The sequence below is a fragment of the Achromobacter sp. GbtcB20 genome, assembly GCF_019091095.1.
Classification (GTDB): domain Bacteria; phylum Pseudomonadota; class Gammaproteobacteria; order Burkholderiales; family Burkholderiaceae_B; genus Achromobacter; species Achromobacter mucicolens.
Map to the genome: position 1 here is coordinate 72,068 of NZ_JAGXJZ010000005.1, position 16,234 is coordinate 88,301.

Below are 16,234 nucleotides of genomic sequence, written 5' to 3' on the forward strand. Positions count from 1 at the left end.
CCCCCGTGACGGCGGCCCATTAGCTAACAACTCTCTGCCAGCGCGAAGCGCACAACGCCACGACGTCCCGCCGCCCCGATGCCGATTGCCGCCGCCCGGGCGGCAGCAATTCGGCGGCCCCGCAAATCCCCTTCCCTGACCACAGGTCTTACAGCGCCACATACCAAAGACCCTCGCAGCACGGCGTCGCGGGCACCGTGGGCGCGAGCGCCGTCGATGCGCCCGACGGAATCCGTAGGAGTCGCCGCAGGCGAGGACGAGGATGAGGACGGGGCAGTCCGGAGCGAAGGCTCCGGACCGCAATCGTGGGCGATCGTGCCCACGGTGACCGCGGCGTCGCGCGACCTACGAAGACGGTCGCAACGCACATCCGTAGACAAAAGCGCCACCAACCAAATACCACCAACATCCACCCCCATTCGCCTAGAATGTCGCCCACCAAAATCGCCATCAATCGCCCCCCGTCATGTCCGCCCCCCCCACAAGCGCCATCGCCTACGGTCTGGCAACGTTAGCCGCCGACGGCACCATCCTAGACACCTGGTATCCGCGGCCCTCGCTCGCCGATAACGCCCCGCCCACGGGAACGCGTCACTTAACGCCGGAAGAAGCGCGGGCCGCCCTCGGCGAGCACGTTGCCACCGCGCTCGTCCGTGACACCCGCCGCAAGGTGGATATCGTCGCCGTGCGGACCGCGATTTCGTCGCTGGATGAGCCGCCCGTCGATGCGCACGATGCGTACCTGCGGCTGCATCTGCTCAGCCATCGGCTCATCCGGCCGCACGGCGCCAATCTGGATGGGTTGTTTGGGGTGCTTGCCAACGTCGCGTGGACCTCAGTGGGGCCGTGTGCGGTGGAACAGGTGGACGCGCTGCGCTGGCATCTGCGCGCCACCGGGCAGGTGCTGGAAATTCGCAGCGTGGACAAGATCCCGCGCATGACCGATTACGTCGTGGCCAGTGGCGTGCGCATCGCGGACACCGCGCGTGTGCGGCTGGGCGCGCATCTGTCGCCGGGCACCACCGTGCTGCACGAAGGGTTCTGCAACTTCAACGCTGGCACGCTGGGTGCGTCCATGGTCGAAGGCCGCATCAGCGCGGGCGTGATCGTGGGCGATGGCACCGATATCGGCGGCGGCGCGTCGATCATGGGCACCATGTCGGGCGGCGGCAAGCAGGTGGTGTCGATTGGCAAGCGTTGCCTGCTGGGCGCCAATTCCGGCCTGGGCATTTCGCTGGGCGATGACTGCGTGGTCGAAGCCGGCTGCTATGTCACGGCCGGCACGCGGGTGCTGACGCCGGAAGGGGCCGTCGTGAAGGCGGTGTCGCTGGCGGGCCAGCATGGGCTGCTGTTCCGCCGCAACTCGCAGACGGGCGCGGTGGAGGCGCTGGTGCGCACCGCGGCCTGGGGCACGTTGAATCCTGCCCTGCATTCGGGGCATTGAATGAAACATGGCCGCCCCCCGGCGGCCATATCTTGAGAAGCGTGGCGCGATCGGCTTGCTGGGCCGGCGCCCGGCGTCAGGCGTATTGCGCCGTCTGACCCAACCGGTCGTAGACCAGGTTTACAAAGAGGTCGGAACTCAGGATGTTCGCGACACGGCACGTGAAGACCGTCTCGCCGTTGTCGTCCTGCAAGGTGACCGTGTCGGTCCAATCGTCCAGATCGATGGGCTGCAGCGACTCATACGGCCACGTGGCGCCGTCGATATGCAGGCCTTGCGCGGACAGGGACAGCTCGCGCGTCTTGAGGTCGGGGAAGGCGCCGCCCGCGATATAGCGGAACGCGACGCGCGCGCCTTGCGCCTGCAGCGCTTCCAGCACCGGTAGGCGTTGCGCCACGTACTGCGCGCGGAAGGCGTCCATGAAGGCGGGGAAATCGTCGACGCCGTCGGCGGTGGTCCAAGCGCCTTGCGGGGCGCTGCGAAACGCCAGGCTGTCGACGGGAGCCGCGGCCGTGTCCGGGCGGCTGGCGTACAGGCAGAGGTCGTGGATGTCCGCGAACGCGGTGTAGCAGCGGGCGCCGCCTTCCTGAGCGACTACGCCTTTTTCGTGCAATTCAAAGCAATCCGGGGCGCGCCCCGTGCGCGTAAACACCGCGAATGCGTCTATGGCCTGCGGGGTTTGGCTATCTGTCATGCAACTTCCTGATTGGATTGGGGTGCTCTCGCGGCCCAGGACGTCGCAATGTCTTGCGAGCCGTATTCTCGCCCATATGCGAAATACGTGCTTGATGACCCAATTCCCGCACTTTCGACGCAGATCACTCGCCCGGCGGAATCGGCGCAAACCGGAAGTGCTGCACGTTGCCGCGTCCCGCGATGATTGCCGTGGACTCGGGCACTTCTTCCCAGACGCCCGCCATGTCCGACAGGGGCTCGGACAGCAGCAGGAAGGCGTCGTCGTCCATGGCGGCGATCTGCGCGTTGTCGGGATAGAGTTCGCGCAGGTGGCGCACGCAGGTGTTGTGAAACAGCGTGCGCGAGTCGCTTTCGCTGGAATAACGCACGGCGATGAGACGTTCGCCGTCCAACGCGCACACCGTCATGTTGATGGGATGCGCCACGCCGTGACGCCGGCCGGCTTCCTCGACGGCGCCGACCATGCGGGCGATGGCCGCGATGGGATCCTCGTCCAGGCCGAACGTGAGGGCCAAGAGAAACATCACCTCGGAATCCGTGGAGCCTTCCAGCGACCCGAAATAGCCGGGCGCGATCATCAGCATCAGATCGCGCCGCAACAGCGGATAGTCGCGGATGAGGCCGTTGTGCACGAACAGCCAGTGCCCGTGGCGGAAGGGGTGGCAGTTGGTTTCCTGCGCGGGGGTATCGGTGGCGGCGCGGATGTGCGCGACGAAAAGCGGCGCATGGATGGCGCGCGCCGCCTCGCGCAGGTTGCGGTCGTTCCAGGCGGGGTGCACGCTGCGGTAGCGAAACGGCGGCTCGGCGGGCCGGCCTTCGATGGCGCGGCTGTACCACCCCAGCCCGAATCCGTCCCCGTTCGTGGTGGTCGCGCCCAGGCGCGAATGCAGGCTCTGTTCGATGAGCGAGTGCTTGGCCTTGAACAGCACGCTCTCCATCTGCAGGGGACTACCGGTATAAGCCAGCCAACGGCACATGATGCGCTCCTTCGATCCGGACAGGCCAGTGTAGGAGCGAGGCAGGGCTTTCTTCAAGCCCGCGCCGCCGGCCCTATTTGTTCAGCAGCGCCTTCAGCATGGCCATGCGCTCCTTGGGGCTCATGGCGGCCGTCGCGTCGTCTTCCTGGATGCGCACGTCGCCCAGTCCCATCTCCTCGATGAAGCGTGAGGGCTCGCGGACCAGGTCTTCGCGCGCACGGCGGCGGCGCTTGCACCAGCTCAGGTGCAGGCTGCGCTGCGCGCGCGTGATGCCGACATACATCAGTCGCCGTTCTTCCTGGATGCGGGTGGCCAGGTTTTCGGCGGCACGCGCCGGGTCGCCGACTTCGTCGTCCTTGCCCAAGTGAGGCAGCAGGCCTTCTTCCACGCCCGCGAGGTACACGTGCGGATACTCCAGGCCCTTGGAAGCGTGCAGCGTCGACATCTTCACGGCGTCGGGCTCTTCTTCCTCGCCGCGTTCCAGCATGGTGACCAGGGCGACGTGCTGCACCAGGTCAAAGAGCGTCATGTTGTCTTCCTCGGCCTTGCGCTTGAGCCAGCCGGTCAGCTCCAGCACGTTCTGCCAGCGCGTCTGCGCGGGCCGTTCCTCGAAGATTTCGAACAGGTGGCGCTCGTACTGAATGGCTTCGAGCAGGTCGTCGAGAATCGCGCCGGCCGGTTCCGCGGGCGCCGCGTCCTTGCCCGAGGCCGCGCCGCGACCGGCGCGCCACTGCATGCGGCGGATGAATTCGGCAAACGTGCGCAGCTGTTCAAGCTGGCGGGGCGCGAGCACGCTTTCGAGGCCGGTCTCGGCCACGGCGGCAAGCAGCGACAGTTCCCGGCTGGCCGCGTACTGGCCCAGCGCCTGCAGCGTGGCCTGGCCGATGCCGCGCTTGGGCGTGGTTGCGGCGCGGATGAAGGCGGGATCGTCATCGTCGTTGGCCAGCACGCGCAGATACGCCAGGATGTCGCGCACTTCTGCCTTGTCGAAAAAGCTTTGCCCGCCGGAAATCGTGTACGGGATCTTCAGGTTGCGCAGTGCCTGCTCCAGGATGCGCGACTGATGGTTGCTGCGGTACAGGATGGCGAAATCCTTCCACTGGGCCTGGCGCTCGAAGCGCGCCGCCGACACCTTCATGGCGATGGACTCGGCCTCCTGTTCCTCGCCGTCCATGGCCGCCACCGTGATGGGTTCGCCCACGCCCAGCTCGGACCACAGTTTTTTCTCGAAGAGCTTGGGGTTCTTTTCGATGACCTGGTTGGCCGCCGCCAGGATGCGCTGCACCGAGCGGTAGTTCTGCTCAAGCTTGATGAGCTTGATGTTGGGGTAGTCGGTAGTCAGCTTGGCCAGGTTCTCGATGGTGGCGCCGCGCCAGGCATAGATGGCCTGGTCATCGTCGCCCACCGCGGTGAACATGGCGCGCGGGCCCGTCAGCAATTGCACCAGCCGGTACTGGCACACGTTGGTGTCCTGGTACTCATCGACCAGCAGGTAGCGCACGCGGTTCTGCCAGCGGGTGCGCACTTCTTCGTTGCTGGCCAGCAGCTGCGCGGGAATGCGGATCAGGTCGTCGAAGTCGACGGCCTGATAGGCGGCCAGCGTGGCGGCATAGCTGCGATAGACGTTGGCGGCTTCGACGTCGCCCGGGGTGATGGCTTCACGCGCGGCGTCGTCCGGCTCCATCAGCGCGTTCTTCCACAGCGAGATGATGCCCTGCACGTGGCGCAGGCGGGCCTTGTCGGTGGTCGCCAGCAGTTCCTGGATGATCGACATGGCGTCGTCGGCATCCAGGATGGAGAACGTGGGCTTCAGGCCGGCGTTGCGCGCTTCTTCGCGCAGCATCTTCACGCCCAGCGAGTGAAAGGTGCTGATGATCAGGCCCTTGGACAGCTTGCGGTCCACCAGCGTCTTCACGCGCTCGTCCATTTCGCGCGCGGCCTTGTTGGTGAAGGTCAGCGCCACCACGTTGCGGCCCATGTAGCCGCATTCGCGCAGCAAATACGCGATCTTCTGCGTGATGACGCGCGTCTTGCCGCTGCCGGCGCCGGCCAGGACCAGGCAGGGGCCGTCCAGGTAAAGCGTCGCCTCCCGCTGCGCGGGATTCATGCCGTGGCCAATCGGTTCGCTTGCGGACATTGGAGAGTCAGATCGTCATGCGTTGCGGCGGCCATGCCAGGACAGCCGGCAAGCAAGGGGCCTGCCGCTGCCCGTCAATGGGCCGGAAAAACGCGAGAAAAAGGGGACGGGCGCAGCCGCCGCAGCGGGTCTGCCGCGCCGGTGCGATAGAGGAAGACGATCATAGAACAATCGGGTCGATGGCGCATCGGCGGGTGGCCGTAGAAGCGCCCCGCGTGGCCGCAGGTTCGCGACACCGGAGCATCGTCGCAGCGGCGAACTGTTGCCGCAGCGCCCCGTCGCCCGAGCGTCCCGCTTCGCCGCCGATCAGATTTCCAGCGGATCGACTTCCAGTTGCCAGCGCACGCGCGCCTCGTTGGCCAGATAAGGCAGGTGGTGCGACCATGAAGCCAGAAACGCCTGCAGGGCCGGCCGGCTGCTGCTTTCTGCCAGCAGTTGGGCGCGCTCGATGTTGGCCACGCGCACCACGCGCAGCGGCACGGGGTCATACAGCATGATCGCGTCCATGCCCGGAAAATCGGCGGCCCACTCGCCCTCGGGCAGCACGCGCGCCTGCTCCAGGAACGCCTGGGCCACCTTGAGCTCACGCGCTTCGGCGGTCAGCAGCGCTTGGTAAACGAAGGGCGGAAGCCCCGTGCTCTCGCGCTCGTGCAGCGCATGGCGCGCGAATCCGGCGTAATCGTGGCGCAGCAGGGCCTGGTACACCGGCTGCTCGGGGTAGCCGGTCTGGATCAGGACTTCTCCGTTGCCCTGGTGGCGGCCCGCGCGGCCGGCCACCTGCATCAATTGCGCAAAGAGGCGCTCGGGCGCGCGGAAATCATGGGCGAACAGCATCGAATCCGCGTTCAGCACGCCCACCAGTCCCAGGCGCGCAAAGTCGTGGCCCTTGGCCACCATCTGCGTGCCCACCAGAATGTCGACCTCGCCGGCGTGCACGGACGCGAACAACGCCTCGGCACTGCCCTTCTTGCGCGTGCTGTCGGCGTCGATGCGCAGGATGCGCGCCTCGGGAAAGAGTTCGGCCAGGTGTTCCTCGACACGCTGCGTGCCGCGGCCCATCGGCGCCAAGTCCTGATCACCGCATTCGGGGCAGGCGCGCGGCACGGGGGCCTGGTAACCGCAGTGATGGCATTGCAGGCGATGGCCGCGGCCATCGGTGCGATGCAGCACGGTAAAGGCCGTGCAGCGCGGACAGTTGCTGACCCAGGCGCAGGACTGGCAGTGCAGGACGGGCGAATAGCCGCGCCGGTTCAGGAAGATCAGCACCTGTTCCTTGCGCTCGAGCCGCTGGCCGATGGCCTCGACAAGCTGCGGCGACAGGCCTTGCTTCATTTGCAGGCGGCGCGTGTCCACCAGCCGGATCTTGGGCAGTTCGCTGGAGCGGGCGCGGCCCGGCAGCGTCAGGCGCAGGTAGCGGCCGCGTTCGGCGTGCTGCCAGGTCTCCAGCGACGGCGTGGCCGAGCCCAGCACGACCGGGATGTTCAGATCGTGAGCGCGCCACACGGCCAGGTCGCGCGCCGAATAACGCAGTCCGTCCTGCTGCTTGTAGGAGGCGTCGTGTTCCTCGTCGACCACGATCAGTCCTAGCTGCGTCAGCGGCGCGAAGATCGACATGCGCGTGCCCAGCAGCATGCGGGCTTGCCCGCGATGGGCGCGGGTCCAGGCCTGCAGCCGCTCGCCGTCGGACAGGCCGCTGTGCATGACCGCCAGCCCCTCGGGCCCGACCAGAGACTCCAGGCGCGCCCGCAGCGCGGCTTCAAGCTGCGGCGTCAGGTTGATTTCCGGGACAAGCAACAGCACCTGCCGCCCCGCCGCCAGGACCTTTTCGGCGGCACGCAGGTAGACCTCGGTCTTGCCGCTTCCCGTCACGCCATGCAGCAGCACCGGCTTGAATCCGTCCAGCGCGCCAATGGCTTGCACCGCGGCTTCCTGCGCGTCGTTCAGCGCGGGCGGCTGGTCGGGCGTGGCCGGCGCGCGCACAGTCTTGCGCTTGCGCGCATCCATGCGCGCCACGGGCCCTTCCCCGGACCGTTTGCCCTGATAGGACGTGGGCTTGCGCAGCGGCGGCGGCAGCGTGGGCAGCATCACCTCGCCCAGGGGCCGCTGATAGTAGTCGGCGGCAAAGCGCGCCATGCGCAACCACGCTTCGTCGAACGGCGGCAGATCGTCCAGCACCGCCTCGATGGGCCGAATCTGCTTGGGCTCGAAAGAAGGTTCGGCGGGATTGTCGACGACAACCCCGATCATCTTGCGCCGGCCGAACGGAACGATCACCCGCAGGCCGACGGCGATCGGCGCATCACTGCGGTAATCGAACGGGCCGGGCAACGGCACGTCCAGCGCGACGCGCACCCAGCACACCGCTGAGGAGTCGGGCTTTACTTGCGCGTCAGGCAGGGAATCGGGGGACATTCATCTACTGAAATAGGACTAGCCGAAAGGATGAGAAGCGCCAGGCGCGGCATGGGACGATTGTCGCCTGCCCGGACGCCATCGATCCACCGACGCCTGTGGATAACTTTGGGGAAAAGGCAAGAGCAACATCGGAAAATGGAATATGGCAAGAATGCACAAACTATTGCACCCCTGTTGATAAGCGACATTTTCCGATATAAAACAGGCACTTGAGGCCGGTTTCGAGAATGTAAGCCAGCTTGGGAAGGGTTTTCCCCGAGGCCGAATTTATTGTGCACAAGTCGCCTTCGCGGCCTGCTTGCTTCGGCCCTTCGGGCCGAAGCGTTCACTTACTTACGCGTGTAGGGCACGGCTGTGTTGGTGGACTTCATCGACCAATTCAGCTACCGCTTCTGGCGGAGTGAAGCGGGAAATGCCATGCCCCAGATTGAACACATGGCCGCCCTTGCCCACCGGTCCGAACGCGTCCAGCACCCGGCGCGCCTCTTTGCGGATGGCGCTGGCGCCACCAAAGAGCGCCATCGGATCCAGGTTGCCCTGGAACGCGACCGAATCCCCGGTGCGCCGGCGGGCCGCCGCCAGGTCCACCGTCCAGTCCAGGCCCACGGCGTCGCTGCCACAGGCCGCGATATCTTCAAGCCATTGGCCGCCGCCCTTCGTGAACACGATGACGGGCACGCGCCGGCCTTCGTGCTCGCGGGTCAGGCCCGCCACGACCTTCTTCGTGTAGGCCAGCGAGAACTGCTGAAAGAGGCCATCAGCCAGCACACCGCCCCAGCTGTCGAACAGCATGACGGCCTGAGCGCCCGCGGCGATCTGGCCATTCAGGTATTGCAGGGTAGCTTCGGCGTTGATCTCGAGGATGCGATGAAGCAGATCTGGGCGCGAGTACAGCAGGGTCTTGATGAGGCGGTAGTCGTCGCTGCCCTTGCCTTCAACCATGTAGCAGGCGATGGTCCAGGGGCTGCCGGCAAAACCGATCAGCGGCACCTTGCCGTCAAGATCGCGCCGGATGGTGCTGACCGCATCGAACACGTAGCGCAGCTTGTCCATGTCGGGCACCGCCAGGCGCGCGACGTCCTCTTCGGTGCGGATAGGATGCGCAAACCGCGGGCCCTCGCCTTCGGCGAAGTCCAGCCCCAGACCCATCGCGTGCGGCACGGTCAGGATGTCCGAGAACAGGATGGCCGCGTCCAGGTCATAGCGTTCCAACGGCTGCAGCGTGACTTCCGAAGCAAAGTCCGGATTCTGCGCCAGGCCCATGAACGAGCCCGCACGCGCGCGCGTCTCGCGGTACTCGGGCAGATAGCGGCCCGCCTGGCGCATCAGCCAGATGGGGGTATAAGGCACGGGTTCGCGCATCAGGGCGCGCAAGAACACATCGTTCTTCAAACGGGGAGCGGACACGGCTAACCTCGATGATCGGAAGCCGTGAGTTTACTTCCCCTGGCCGGCAAGGCGCGCGGCGGCCGTATCCGGGGGATTGCGCACGCGCAAGGGGCAGCGCAGGGGACGGGTTGGCGCCTTTGCGCCTTAGCCGCCTTCGTGCTGCAGGGAGGCCGCCTGCGCGGCCTGGCGGTAGGGTGCGGCTTCTATGCCGTGCTTGCGCATCAGCGCCCAGAACGCCCGGCGGTGCTTGGCGCACGCGCGCGCTGCCTGGGCCACGTTGCCCCCGTGACGCGACAGCGCATGGCGGATGTATTCGCGCTCGAATCCGTTCACCACCTGCGCCTTCGCCGCGCGAAAGGTCTCTGGCGCGCCCCGCTTGTATTGGTGGCGCATGCTGCTCAAGGCGTGTTCGATGACATCGACGGCCACCCTGGGACGCGCGGACGCCGCGTGGGGACCGATAGACGGGTGGTGCGCATGAGGCGAATGACGCCCGAGCAATGCGTGGGACGCGTGATGCGAGAGCGGCGCGCGCTCAAGCTCGCCCGCATCGGAGAAGCGTTGACCGGCGAGCGCATGCCCGGCGCCGCCCCTCGGCGCGTCAACGCTTAGATAACTGGCCCGGCGCTCATGGACCCCGCCCGTCGCGCCGGCGCCCGGCAAGGCGCTGCGGCGGGCGAGGCGAACCAGCCGTACGCGCAGGCTTTCCAGGCACACCGGCTGGCCGATGAAATCGGCCGCGCCCAAGCTGAGCAGATCGAGAATCGCTGGCGCCTTCACGTCGTGGATCAGCAGCAGAATGGGGGTGGAGAGCGTGCTGCGGGCTTGCTGCAGGGCCATGCGGGCCCACGCCAGCGACCCCGGCGCCACGGGCAGGATGCAGGCGTCGTAACGCCGCAGCGACAGCGACTGCCGGGCGAGGGAGTCCGGCGGCGGCGCCAGGGACACCGCATGCAGCCGCACGCGCGTCACCCTGCCCTGATGGCCTGCGACCCAGGCGCCCATCGTCGTTTCATGATCGGGCGCCATCAGCACCCCGCAATCCAGCACGTCTCGCATGCCTTCCTCGTTTGCATCGCAAAACTGAAGGCTACTGTTGCAACACCGCCGCGACTATTCGTAGTGAACGCATTGCGGCTGGCCGTGACGGGGCGTCCGCATGGGTTTCGCAGTTTCGCACCCCCATAAAAAAAGCGGCCCGGGGGCCGCTTCTTTCGTGTCCGGGGCAAGCCCGGAGAACCGCGTTGCCGCTTAGTGCGAGCGGCCGCCTTGGCGCAGCTTGCGCGCCGCGATGGCTTGTGCAGCCAGCATGGCGAGCTCGGCTTCGACGACAGCGATGTCAGCCTTGTCCTTGGCGTTGGCCAGGGCCAGTTCGGCCTTCTGGCGCGCTTCCAGGGCGCGGGCTTCGTCGAGGTCGGCGGCGCGGATAGCCGTGTCGGCCAGAACCGTCACACTGCCCGGCTGAACTTCCAGGATACCCCCGGCGACGAAGATGTTTTCCTCGCCTTGGTCGGCACGAACGATCTTGACCGTTCCGGGGCGTATGCGCGAGATCAGCGGGGTGTGGCCGGGCAGAATGCCCAGTTCACCCGACTCGCCAGGCAGAACCACGAACTTCGCCTCACCGGTGAAGATCGCTTCCTCTGCGCTGACCACATCCACATGCAGGGTAGCCATATCGGTTCCTTATTGCAGTTTCTTGGCCTTCTCGAAGGCCTCGTCGATCGAACCGACCATGTAGAACGCCTGTTCCGGCAGGGCATCGCACTCGCCGTTGACGATCATCTTGAAACCACGGATGGTTTCGGCCAGCGGAACGTACTTGCCGGGCGAACCGGTGAACACTTCGGCGACGTGGAACGGCTGCGACAGGAAGCGCTGGATCTTACGCGCGCGGGCCACGGCCTGCTTGTCTTCCGGCGACAGTTCGTCCATGCCCAGAATCGCGATGATGTCGCGCAGTTCCTTGTAGCGCTGCAGCGTCTGCTGCACGCCACGGGCCACGGCGTAGTGCTCTTCGCCGACGACTTGCGGGTCGAGCTGGCGGCTGGACGAATCCAGCGGGTCCACGGCCGGGTAGATACCCAGGGCGGCGATGTCACGCGACAGCACGACGGTCGAGTCCAAATGCTGGAAGGTCGTGGCAGGCGACGGGTCGGTCAAGTCGTCCGCAGGGACGTACACGGCCTGGATCGAGGTGATCGAGCCGGTCTTGGTCGAGGTGATGCGCTCTTGCAGCTTGCCCATTTCCTCGGCCAGCGTGGGCTGGTAACCCACGGCGGACGGCATACGGCCCAGCAGTGCGGACACTTCGGTACCGGCCAGCGTGTAGCGGTAGATGTTGTCCACGAAGAACAGGATGTCGCGGCCTTCGTCGCGGAACTTCTCGGCCATCGTCAAGCCGGTCAGCGCCACGCGCAGACGGTTGCCGGGGGGTTCGTTCATCTGACCGAACACCATCGCGACCTTGTCCAGAACGTTCGACTCTTCCATTTCGTGGTAGAAGTCGTTGCCTTCACGGGTACGCTCACCCACGCCGGCAAACACCGACAAACCGCTGTGCTGCTTGGCGATGTTGTTGATGAGTTCCATCATGTTCACGGTCTTGCCCACGCCGGCGCCGCCGAACAGGCCGACCTTGCCGCCCTTGGCGAACGGGCACACCAAGTCAATAACCTTGATGCCGGTTTCCAGCAGTTCCACCGACGGCGACAGTTCGTCGAAACGGGGAGCGGCTTGGTGGATACCACGCTTTTCGTCGTGCTGGATCGGGCCGGCTTCGTCGATGGGACGACCCAGCACGTCCATGATGCGGCCCAGCGTGCCGGTGCCGACGGGCACCGAGATCGGGGCGCCCGTGCCGGTGACCTTCATGCCGCGGCGCAGGCCGTCGCTGGAGCCCAGCGCAATGGTACGCACCACGCCGTCGCCCAGCTGTTGCTGCACTTCCAGCGTCAGACCCTTTTCGGCGAACGAGGAACCCTCGTCGGCCAGAGTAAGCGCTTCATAGATCTTGGGCATTTGATCGCGGGGGAACTGAATATCCACCACGGCGCCGATGCACTGAACGATGGTTCCGTTGCTCATGTCGATTCCTTGCTTGATAGCTTTTGACGGGATGCTGCCTGCCTCAAACGGCGGCAGCGCCCCCTACGATTTCCGAAATTTCTTTGGTGATCGCGGCCTGACGGGTCTTGTTGTAGACCAGTTGCAGATCGCCGATGACCTTCTTGGCGTTGTCCGACGCCGCCTTCATGGCGACCATCCGGGCCGACTGCTCCGAAGCCATGTTCTCGGCCACGGCTTGGTACAGCAGGCCTTCAACGTAACGCTGCAGCAGGTCGTCGATCACGCTACGGGCGTCGGGTTCGTAGATGTAATCCCAGCTGTATTCCGACTTCACTTCCGAGGTCTTGGCCAGGCTTTCGGCGCCCGTCTGGTACGGATCTTCCAAACCGCTGGCCAGCGGCAGCAGACGCAGGAACAGGGGCTCTTGCTTCATCGTGTTGACGAAGCGGGTCGAGGCCACGTACAGCGCGTCGATACGGCCTTCCAGGTAGGCGTCCAGCTGCACCTTGATCGCGCCCAGCAGGCGGTCCAGTTGCGGCTTGTCGCCCAGTTGCACTTCCTGGGAAACCAGTTTGGCGCCGATACGGGTCAGCACACCCACGCCCTTGTTGCCGAAAGCGGTCGCTTGCACGGCGATGCCGTTTTTCTCGAACTCTTTCAGCTTGGCCAACGTCACGCGGGTGATGTTGGTGTTCAAGCCGCCGCACAAACCCTTGTCGGTCGTCACCATGACCACGCCGACCGCCTTGATTTCGCGTTCGACCAGGTACGGGTGGCTGTACTCGGGATTGGCCTGCATCAGGTGCGCAGCAATCTCGCGCACCTTGGTGGCGTACGGACGGCCAGCACGCATCCGTTCCTGCGCCTTGCGCATCTTGGATGCGGCGACCATTTCCATCGCCTTGGTGATCTTGCGCGTGTTTTGCACGCTCTTGATCTTGGTTCGGATTTCCTTAATTCCGGGCATTGCGCTTTCCTGTGAAGACTGGCCGATGGGTTCCGCTCGCGCCTCAACCATCCGGGAAGGATGGGTGAGGCGCCTTGGACGCCTAACCCATCACTTTCTTAAAAAGCACCGTGCTTCTTGAATTCCTGAACGGCGGCGGCCAGTTCGGCCTCGTCGTCCTTGGACAGTTCCTTGGTGTCTTCGATGCGCTGGATCAGGGCCGCGTGCTTGGCCTTGAGCTGATCCTTCAGCGACTTCTCGAACGACAGCACTTGGGCCACGTCCACGTCATCCAGGTAGCCGTTGTTGACCGTGTACAGCGTAACGGCCAGTTCCCACACCTGCAGCGGCTGGTATTGCGGCTGCTTGAGCAGTTCCACGACGCGCTTGCCGCGCTCGAGCTGGCGGCGGGTCGCGTCGTCCAGGTCGGAGGCGAACTGCGCGAAAGCGGCCAGTTCACGGTACTGCGCCAGGTCGGTACGGATACCGCCGGACAGCTTCTTGACGACCTTGGTCTGGGCAGCGCCACCGACGCGGGACACCGAGATACCGGCGTTGATTGCGGGGCGGACACCGGCGTTGAACAGGTCGGTTTCCAGGAAGATCTGGCCGTCGGTGATCGAGATCACGTTGGTCGGAACGAAGGCCGACACGTCGCCTGCCTGGGTTTCGATGATCGGCAGCGCGGTCAGCGAGCCGGTCTTGCCCTTGACGGCGCCTTCGGTGAACTTCTCGACGTACTCTTCGTTGACGCGAGCGGCACGCTCGAGCAGACGCGAGTGCAGGTAGAACACGTCGCCCGGGTAGGCTTCGCGGCCCGGCGGACGGCGCAGCAGCAGCGAGACCTGGCGGTAGGCCCAGGCTTGCTTGGTCAGGTCGTCATAGACGATCAGGGCGTCTTCGCCGCGATCGCGGAAGTATTCGCCCATCGTGCAGCCGGCGTAGGCGGCCAGGTACTGCATGGCGGCGGAGTCGGAAGCCGAGGCGGCCACGACGATGGTGTATTCCATCGCGCCGTGCTCTTCGAGCTTGCGGACCACGTTGTTGATCGTCGACGCCTTCTGGCCGATAGCGACGTACACGCAGGTGACGCCCTTGCCCTTCTGGCTGATGATCGTGTCGACGGCCACGGCGGTCTTGCCGGTCTGGCGGTCGCCAATGATCAGTTCGCGCTGGCCACGGCCGATGGGAACCATCGAGTCGATAGCCTTGATGCCGGTTTGCAGCGGCTGCGACACCGAGCGGCGGGCGATAACGCCAGGCGCCACTTTTTCGATGATGTCGGTGGCCTTGGCGTTGACCGGACCCTTGCCGTCGATCGGCTCGCCCAGCGTGTTGACCACGCGGCCTTTCAGTTCCGGACCAACCGGAACTTCCAGAATGCGGCCGGTCGTCTTGACCTGGTCGCCTTCGGAAACGCCGGTGTAGTCGCCGAGAATAACGGCGCCGACGGAATCACGCTCGAGGTTGAGCGCCAGACCGAAAACGTTGTTGGGGAATTCGAGCATTTCGCCCTGCATCACGTCCGACAGGCCGTGGATGCGGGTAATACCGTCGGTCACGGACACGACGGTGCCCTGAGTACGGACATCAGCCGAAGCGCCCAGGCCCTCGATGCGGCTCTTGAGCAGTTCGCTGATCTCGGAGGGATTGAGTTGCATATTGACTCCTGGAATCCTGTTAGTAGCCTTAAGCGGCGAGCTGATCGCGCATGCGGACCAATTGGGCTTGTACGGAAGTATCGAGCACCTGGTCGCCGACGGCCACGCGCACGCCGCCGATCAACGACGGGTCGACGGTAACGCTGGGCTTGAGCTTGAGGCCGAATTTTTGTTCGAGCGCGGCGACCAGATCCTTGACCTGGGCATCGCTCAGCTCGAACGCGCTGGTGATTTCCGCCTGCGCCGTGCCTTCGTGACGATTCCGCAGCGCGACGAATTGCGAGGCGATCTCGGGCAGCAGCAGCAGCCGGTCGTTTTCGACCAGCAGCTCGATGAAATTACGGGCGGCTTGCGGCAAATCGGCCTTGATCAGGCCGGTAAACAGTTCGACGCGCTGCTTGTCGCCCAGACGCGGATCGGCCATGGCCTCGCGCACGTCGGGGTTGGAGGCGACCTGCGACATTTCGCTGACCAGGTCGGCCCACGCCGGCAGACCGGCCTTGTCGTCGCGCGCTGCGCTGAAGAGCGCTTCAGCGTAGGGCCGGGCAACAGTGGAAAGTTCAGCCATGACGGTCCCGGATTAGAGCTGCGCGCGGAGCTGGTTCAGCAGCTCGGCGTGTGCGCGGGCGTCAACCTCGCGCTTGAGGATCTGTTCAGCACCCTTGACGGCCAGCGCGGCGACGTCGTCGCGCAACGCTTCGCGGGCGCGCTGGACTTCCTGCGCGGCATCCTGGGCAGCCTGCGCCACGATGCGGGCACGTTCGGCTTCCGCTTCGCGGCGGGCCTGCTCGATCAGGGAGGCGGCTTGCTTCTCGGCCTCGATGATGCGTGCGTGGTTTTCGGACTTGGCAGAAGCCTCGATCAGACTGACGCGCGCCTGGGCTTGAGCCAGGTCGGCTTTGCCCTTCTCGGCGGCGGCCAGGCCGTCGGCGATTTTTTGGCGGCGCTCGTCCATCGCCTTCGTCAGGGGAGGCCACACGAATTTCATCGTGAACCAGCCCAGAACGAAGAACACGAGCATCTGGAAAATGATCGTCGCGTTCAGATTCACGGTCGTTCCTTTAACACCTTTCGGCTCCGACCGCACCCGGAAAGGGGCGTCGCGGAGCACTCGATACCTTGCTGACCGGCGATGGAGCCGTTGCTCTCATCGCCGCCAGCGTCATGACCCACCTATTTGCCGGCGGGCGGTGCCTTAGCCGACGAACGGGTTGGCGAAGGCGAACAGCATGGCGATACCCACGCCGATCAGGAATGCCGCGTCGATCAGGCCAGCCAGCAGGAACATCTTCGTTTGCAGAGCGTTCATCAGTTCAGGCTGACGAGCCGAAGCTTCCAGATACTTGCCGCCCATCAGTGCGATGCCGATGCAAGCGCCGATAGCGCCCAGACCGATGATAAGACCGCAAGCGAGGGCAACGAAAGCGACGTTGGTCATGACAACTCCTTGGTTAGAAATCTGAAGTCAAAAATTGAAAAATAAGAGGTACAGCTCAATGC

General features: G+C 65.2%; 14 protein-coding genes. 1 reads left to right on the plus strand and 13 read right to left on the minus strand.

All coding sequences use genetic code 11. The annotated features are described in order from the left end of the window. Positions 1–466 precede the first annotated feature (466 nt). Entirely contained in the window at positions 467–1,444 is a 978-nt protein-coding gene (gene dapD / locus KVT32_RS09410; protein ID WP_217618089.1) for a 2,3,4,5-tetrahydropyridine-2,6-dicarboxylate N-succinyltransferase, read from the plus strand. 76 nt (positions 1,445–1,520) lie between these two features. On the opposite strand, the gene KVT32_RS09415 is transcribed toward dapD, so the two are convergent. The 13 genes from KVT32_RS09415 to atpE form a co-directional block, all read right to left on the minus strand. Continuing rightward, on the minus strand, positions 1,521–2,138 hold the full coding sequence (locus tag KVT32_RS09415; protein WP_152383241.1) for a hypothetical protein: 618 nt from the start codon (positions 2,136–2,138) through the stop codon (positions 1,521–1,523). Between the two features lie 124 nt (positions 2,139–2,262). Next, complete coding sequence (locus KVT32_RS09420; protein ID WP_056327605.1) at positions 2,263–3,117, minus strand: class II glutamine amidotransferase; 855 nt, start codon at positions 3,115–3,117, stop codon at positions 2,263–2,265. 73 nt (positions 3,118–3,190) lie between these two features. Then, positions 3,191–5,254: a UvrD-helicase domain-containing protein gene (locus tag KVT32_RS09425; RefSeq protein ID WP_152383240.1), complete on the minus strand. Its 2,064-nt coding sequence runs from the start codon at positions 5,252–5,254 to the stop codon at positions 3,191–3,193. A gap of 306 nt (positions 5,255–5,560) precedes the next feature. After that, on the minus strand, positions 5,561–7,666 hold the full coding sequence (locus tag KVT32_RS09430) for a primosomal protein N' (protein ID WP_152383239.1): 2,106 nt from the start codon (positions 7,664–7,666) through the stop codon (positions 5,561–5,563). Between the two features lie 336 nt (positions 7,667–8,002). Next, positions 8,003–9,076, minus strand: coding sequence for a uroporphyrinogen decarboxylase (hemE, locus tag KVT32_RS09435; protein ID WP_108697056.1), 1,074 nt, complete (start codon positions 9,074–9,076; stop codon positions 8,003–8,005). A 126-nt stretch (positions 9,077–9,202) separates the two neighbouring features. After that, positions 9,203–10,117 (minus strand): helix-turn-helix domain-containing protein, encoded by a 915-nt coding sequence (locus tag KVT32_RS09440; RefSeq protein WP_217618090.1) that lies wholly within the window; start codon positions 10,115–10,117, stop codon positions 9,203–9,205. Positions 10,118–10,309: 192 nt separating this feature from the next. Beyond that, positions 10,310–10,735: a F0F1 ATP synthase subunit epsilon gene (locus KVT32_RS09445; RefSeq protein ID WP_056327609.1), complete on the minus strand. Its 426-nt coding sequence runs from the start codon at positions 10,733–10,735 to the stop codon at positions 10,310–10,312. Between the two features lie 9 nt (positions 10,736–10,744). Then, positions 10,745–12,145 carry a F0F1 ATP synthase subunit beta gene (gene atpD / locus KVT32_RS09450; RefSeq protein WP_054455184.1) on the minus strand — a complete coding sequence of 467 codons (1,401 nt, stop codon included), beginning with the start codon at positions 12,143–12,145 and terminating at the stop codon, positions 10,745–10,747. Between the two features lie 43 nt (positions 12,146–12,188). Beyond that, positions 12,189–13,094: a F0F1 ATP synthase subunit gamma gene (gene atpG, locus KVT32_RS09455; protein WP_008167500.1), complete on the minus strand. Its 906-nt coding sequence runs from the start codon at positions 13,092–13,094 to the stop codon at positions 12,189–12,191. A 98-nt stretch (positions 13,095–13,192) separates the two neighbouring features. After that, on the minus strand, positions 13,193–14,734 hold the full coding sequence (gene atpA, locus KVT32_RS09460) for a F0F1 ATP synthase subunit alpha (protein ID WP_056327611.1): 1,542 nt from the start codon (positions 14,732–14,734) through the stop codon (positions 13,193–13,195). A gap of 28 nt (positions 14,735–14,762) precedes the next feature. Next, on the minus strand, positions 14,763–15,302 hold the full coding sequence (locus KVT32_RS09465; RefSeq protein WP_056327612.1) for a F0F1 ATP synthase subunit delta: 540 nt from the start codon (positions 15,300–15,302) through the stop codon (positions 14,763–14,765). A gap of 12 nt (positions 15,303–15,314) precedes the next feature. Continuing rightward, complete coding sequence (locus KVT32_RS09470) at positions 15,315–15,785, minus strand: F0F1 ATP synthase subunit B (RefSeq protein ID WP_008167494.1); 471 nt, start codon at positions 15,783–15,785, stop codon at positions 15,315–15,317. A gap of 144 nt (positions 15,786–15,929) precedes the next feature. Further along, positions 15,930–16,172: a F0F1 ATP synthase subunit C gene (gene atpE, locus KVT32_RS09475; RefSeq protein WP_003815363.1), complete on the minus strand. Its 243-nt coding sequence runs from the start codon at positions 16,170–16,172 to the stop codon at positions 15,930–15,932. Positions 16,173–16,234: the final 62 nt, after the last annotated feature.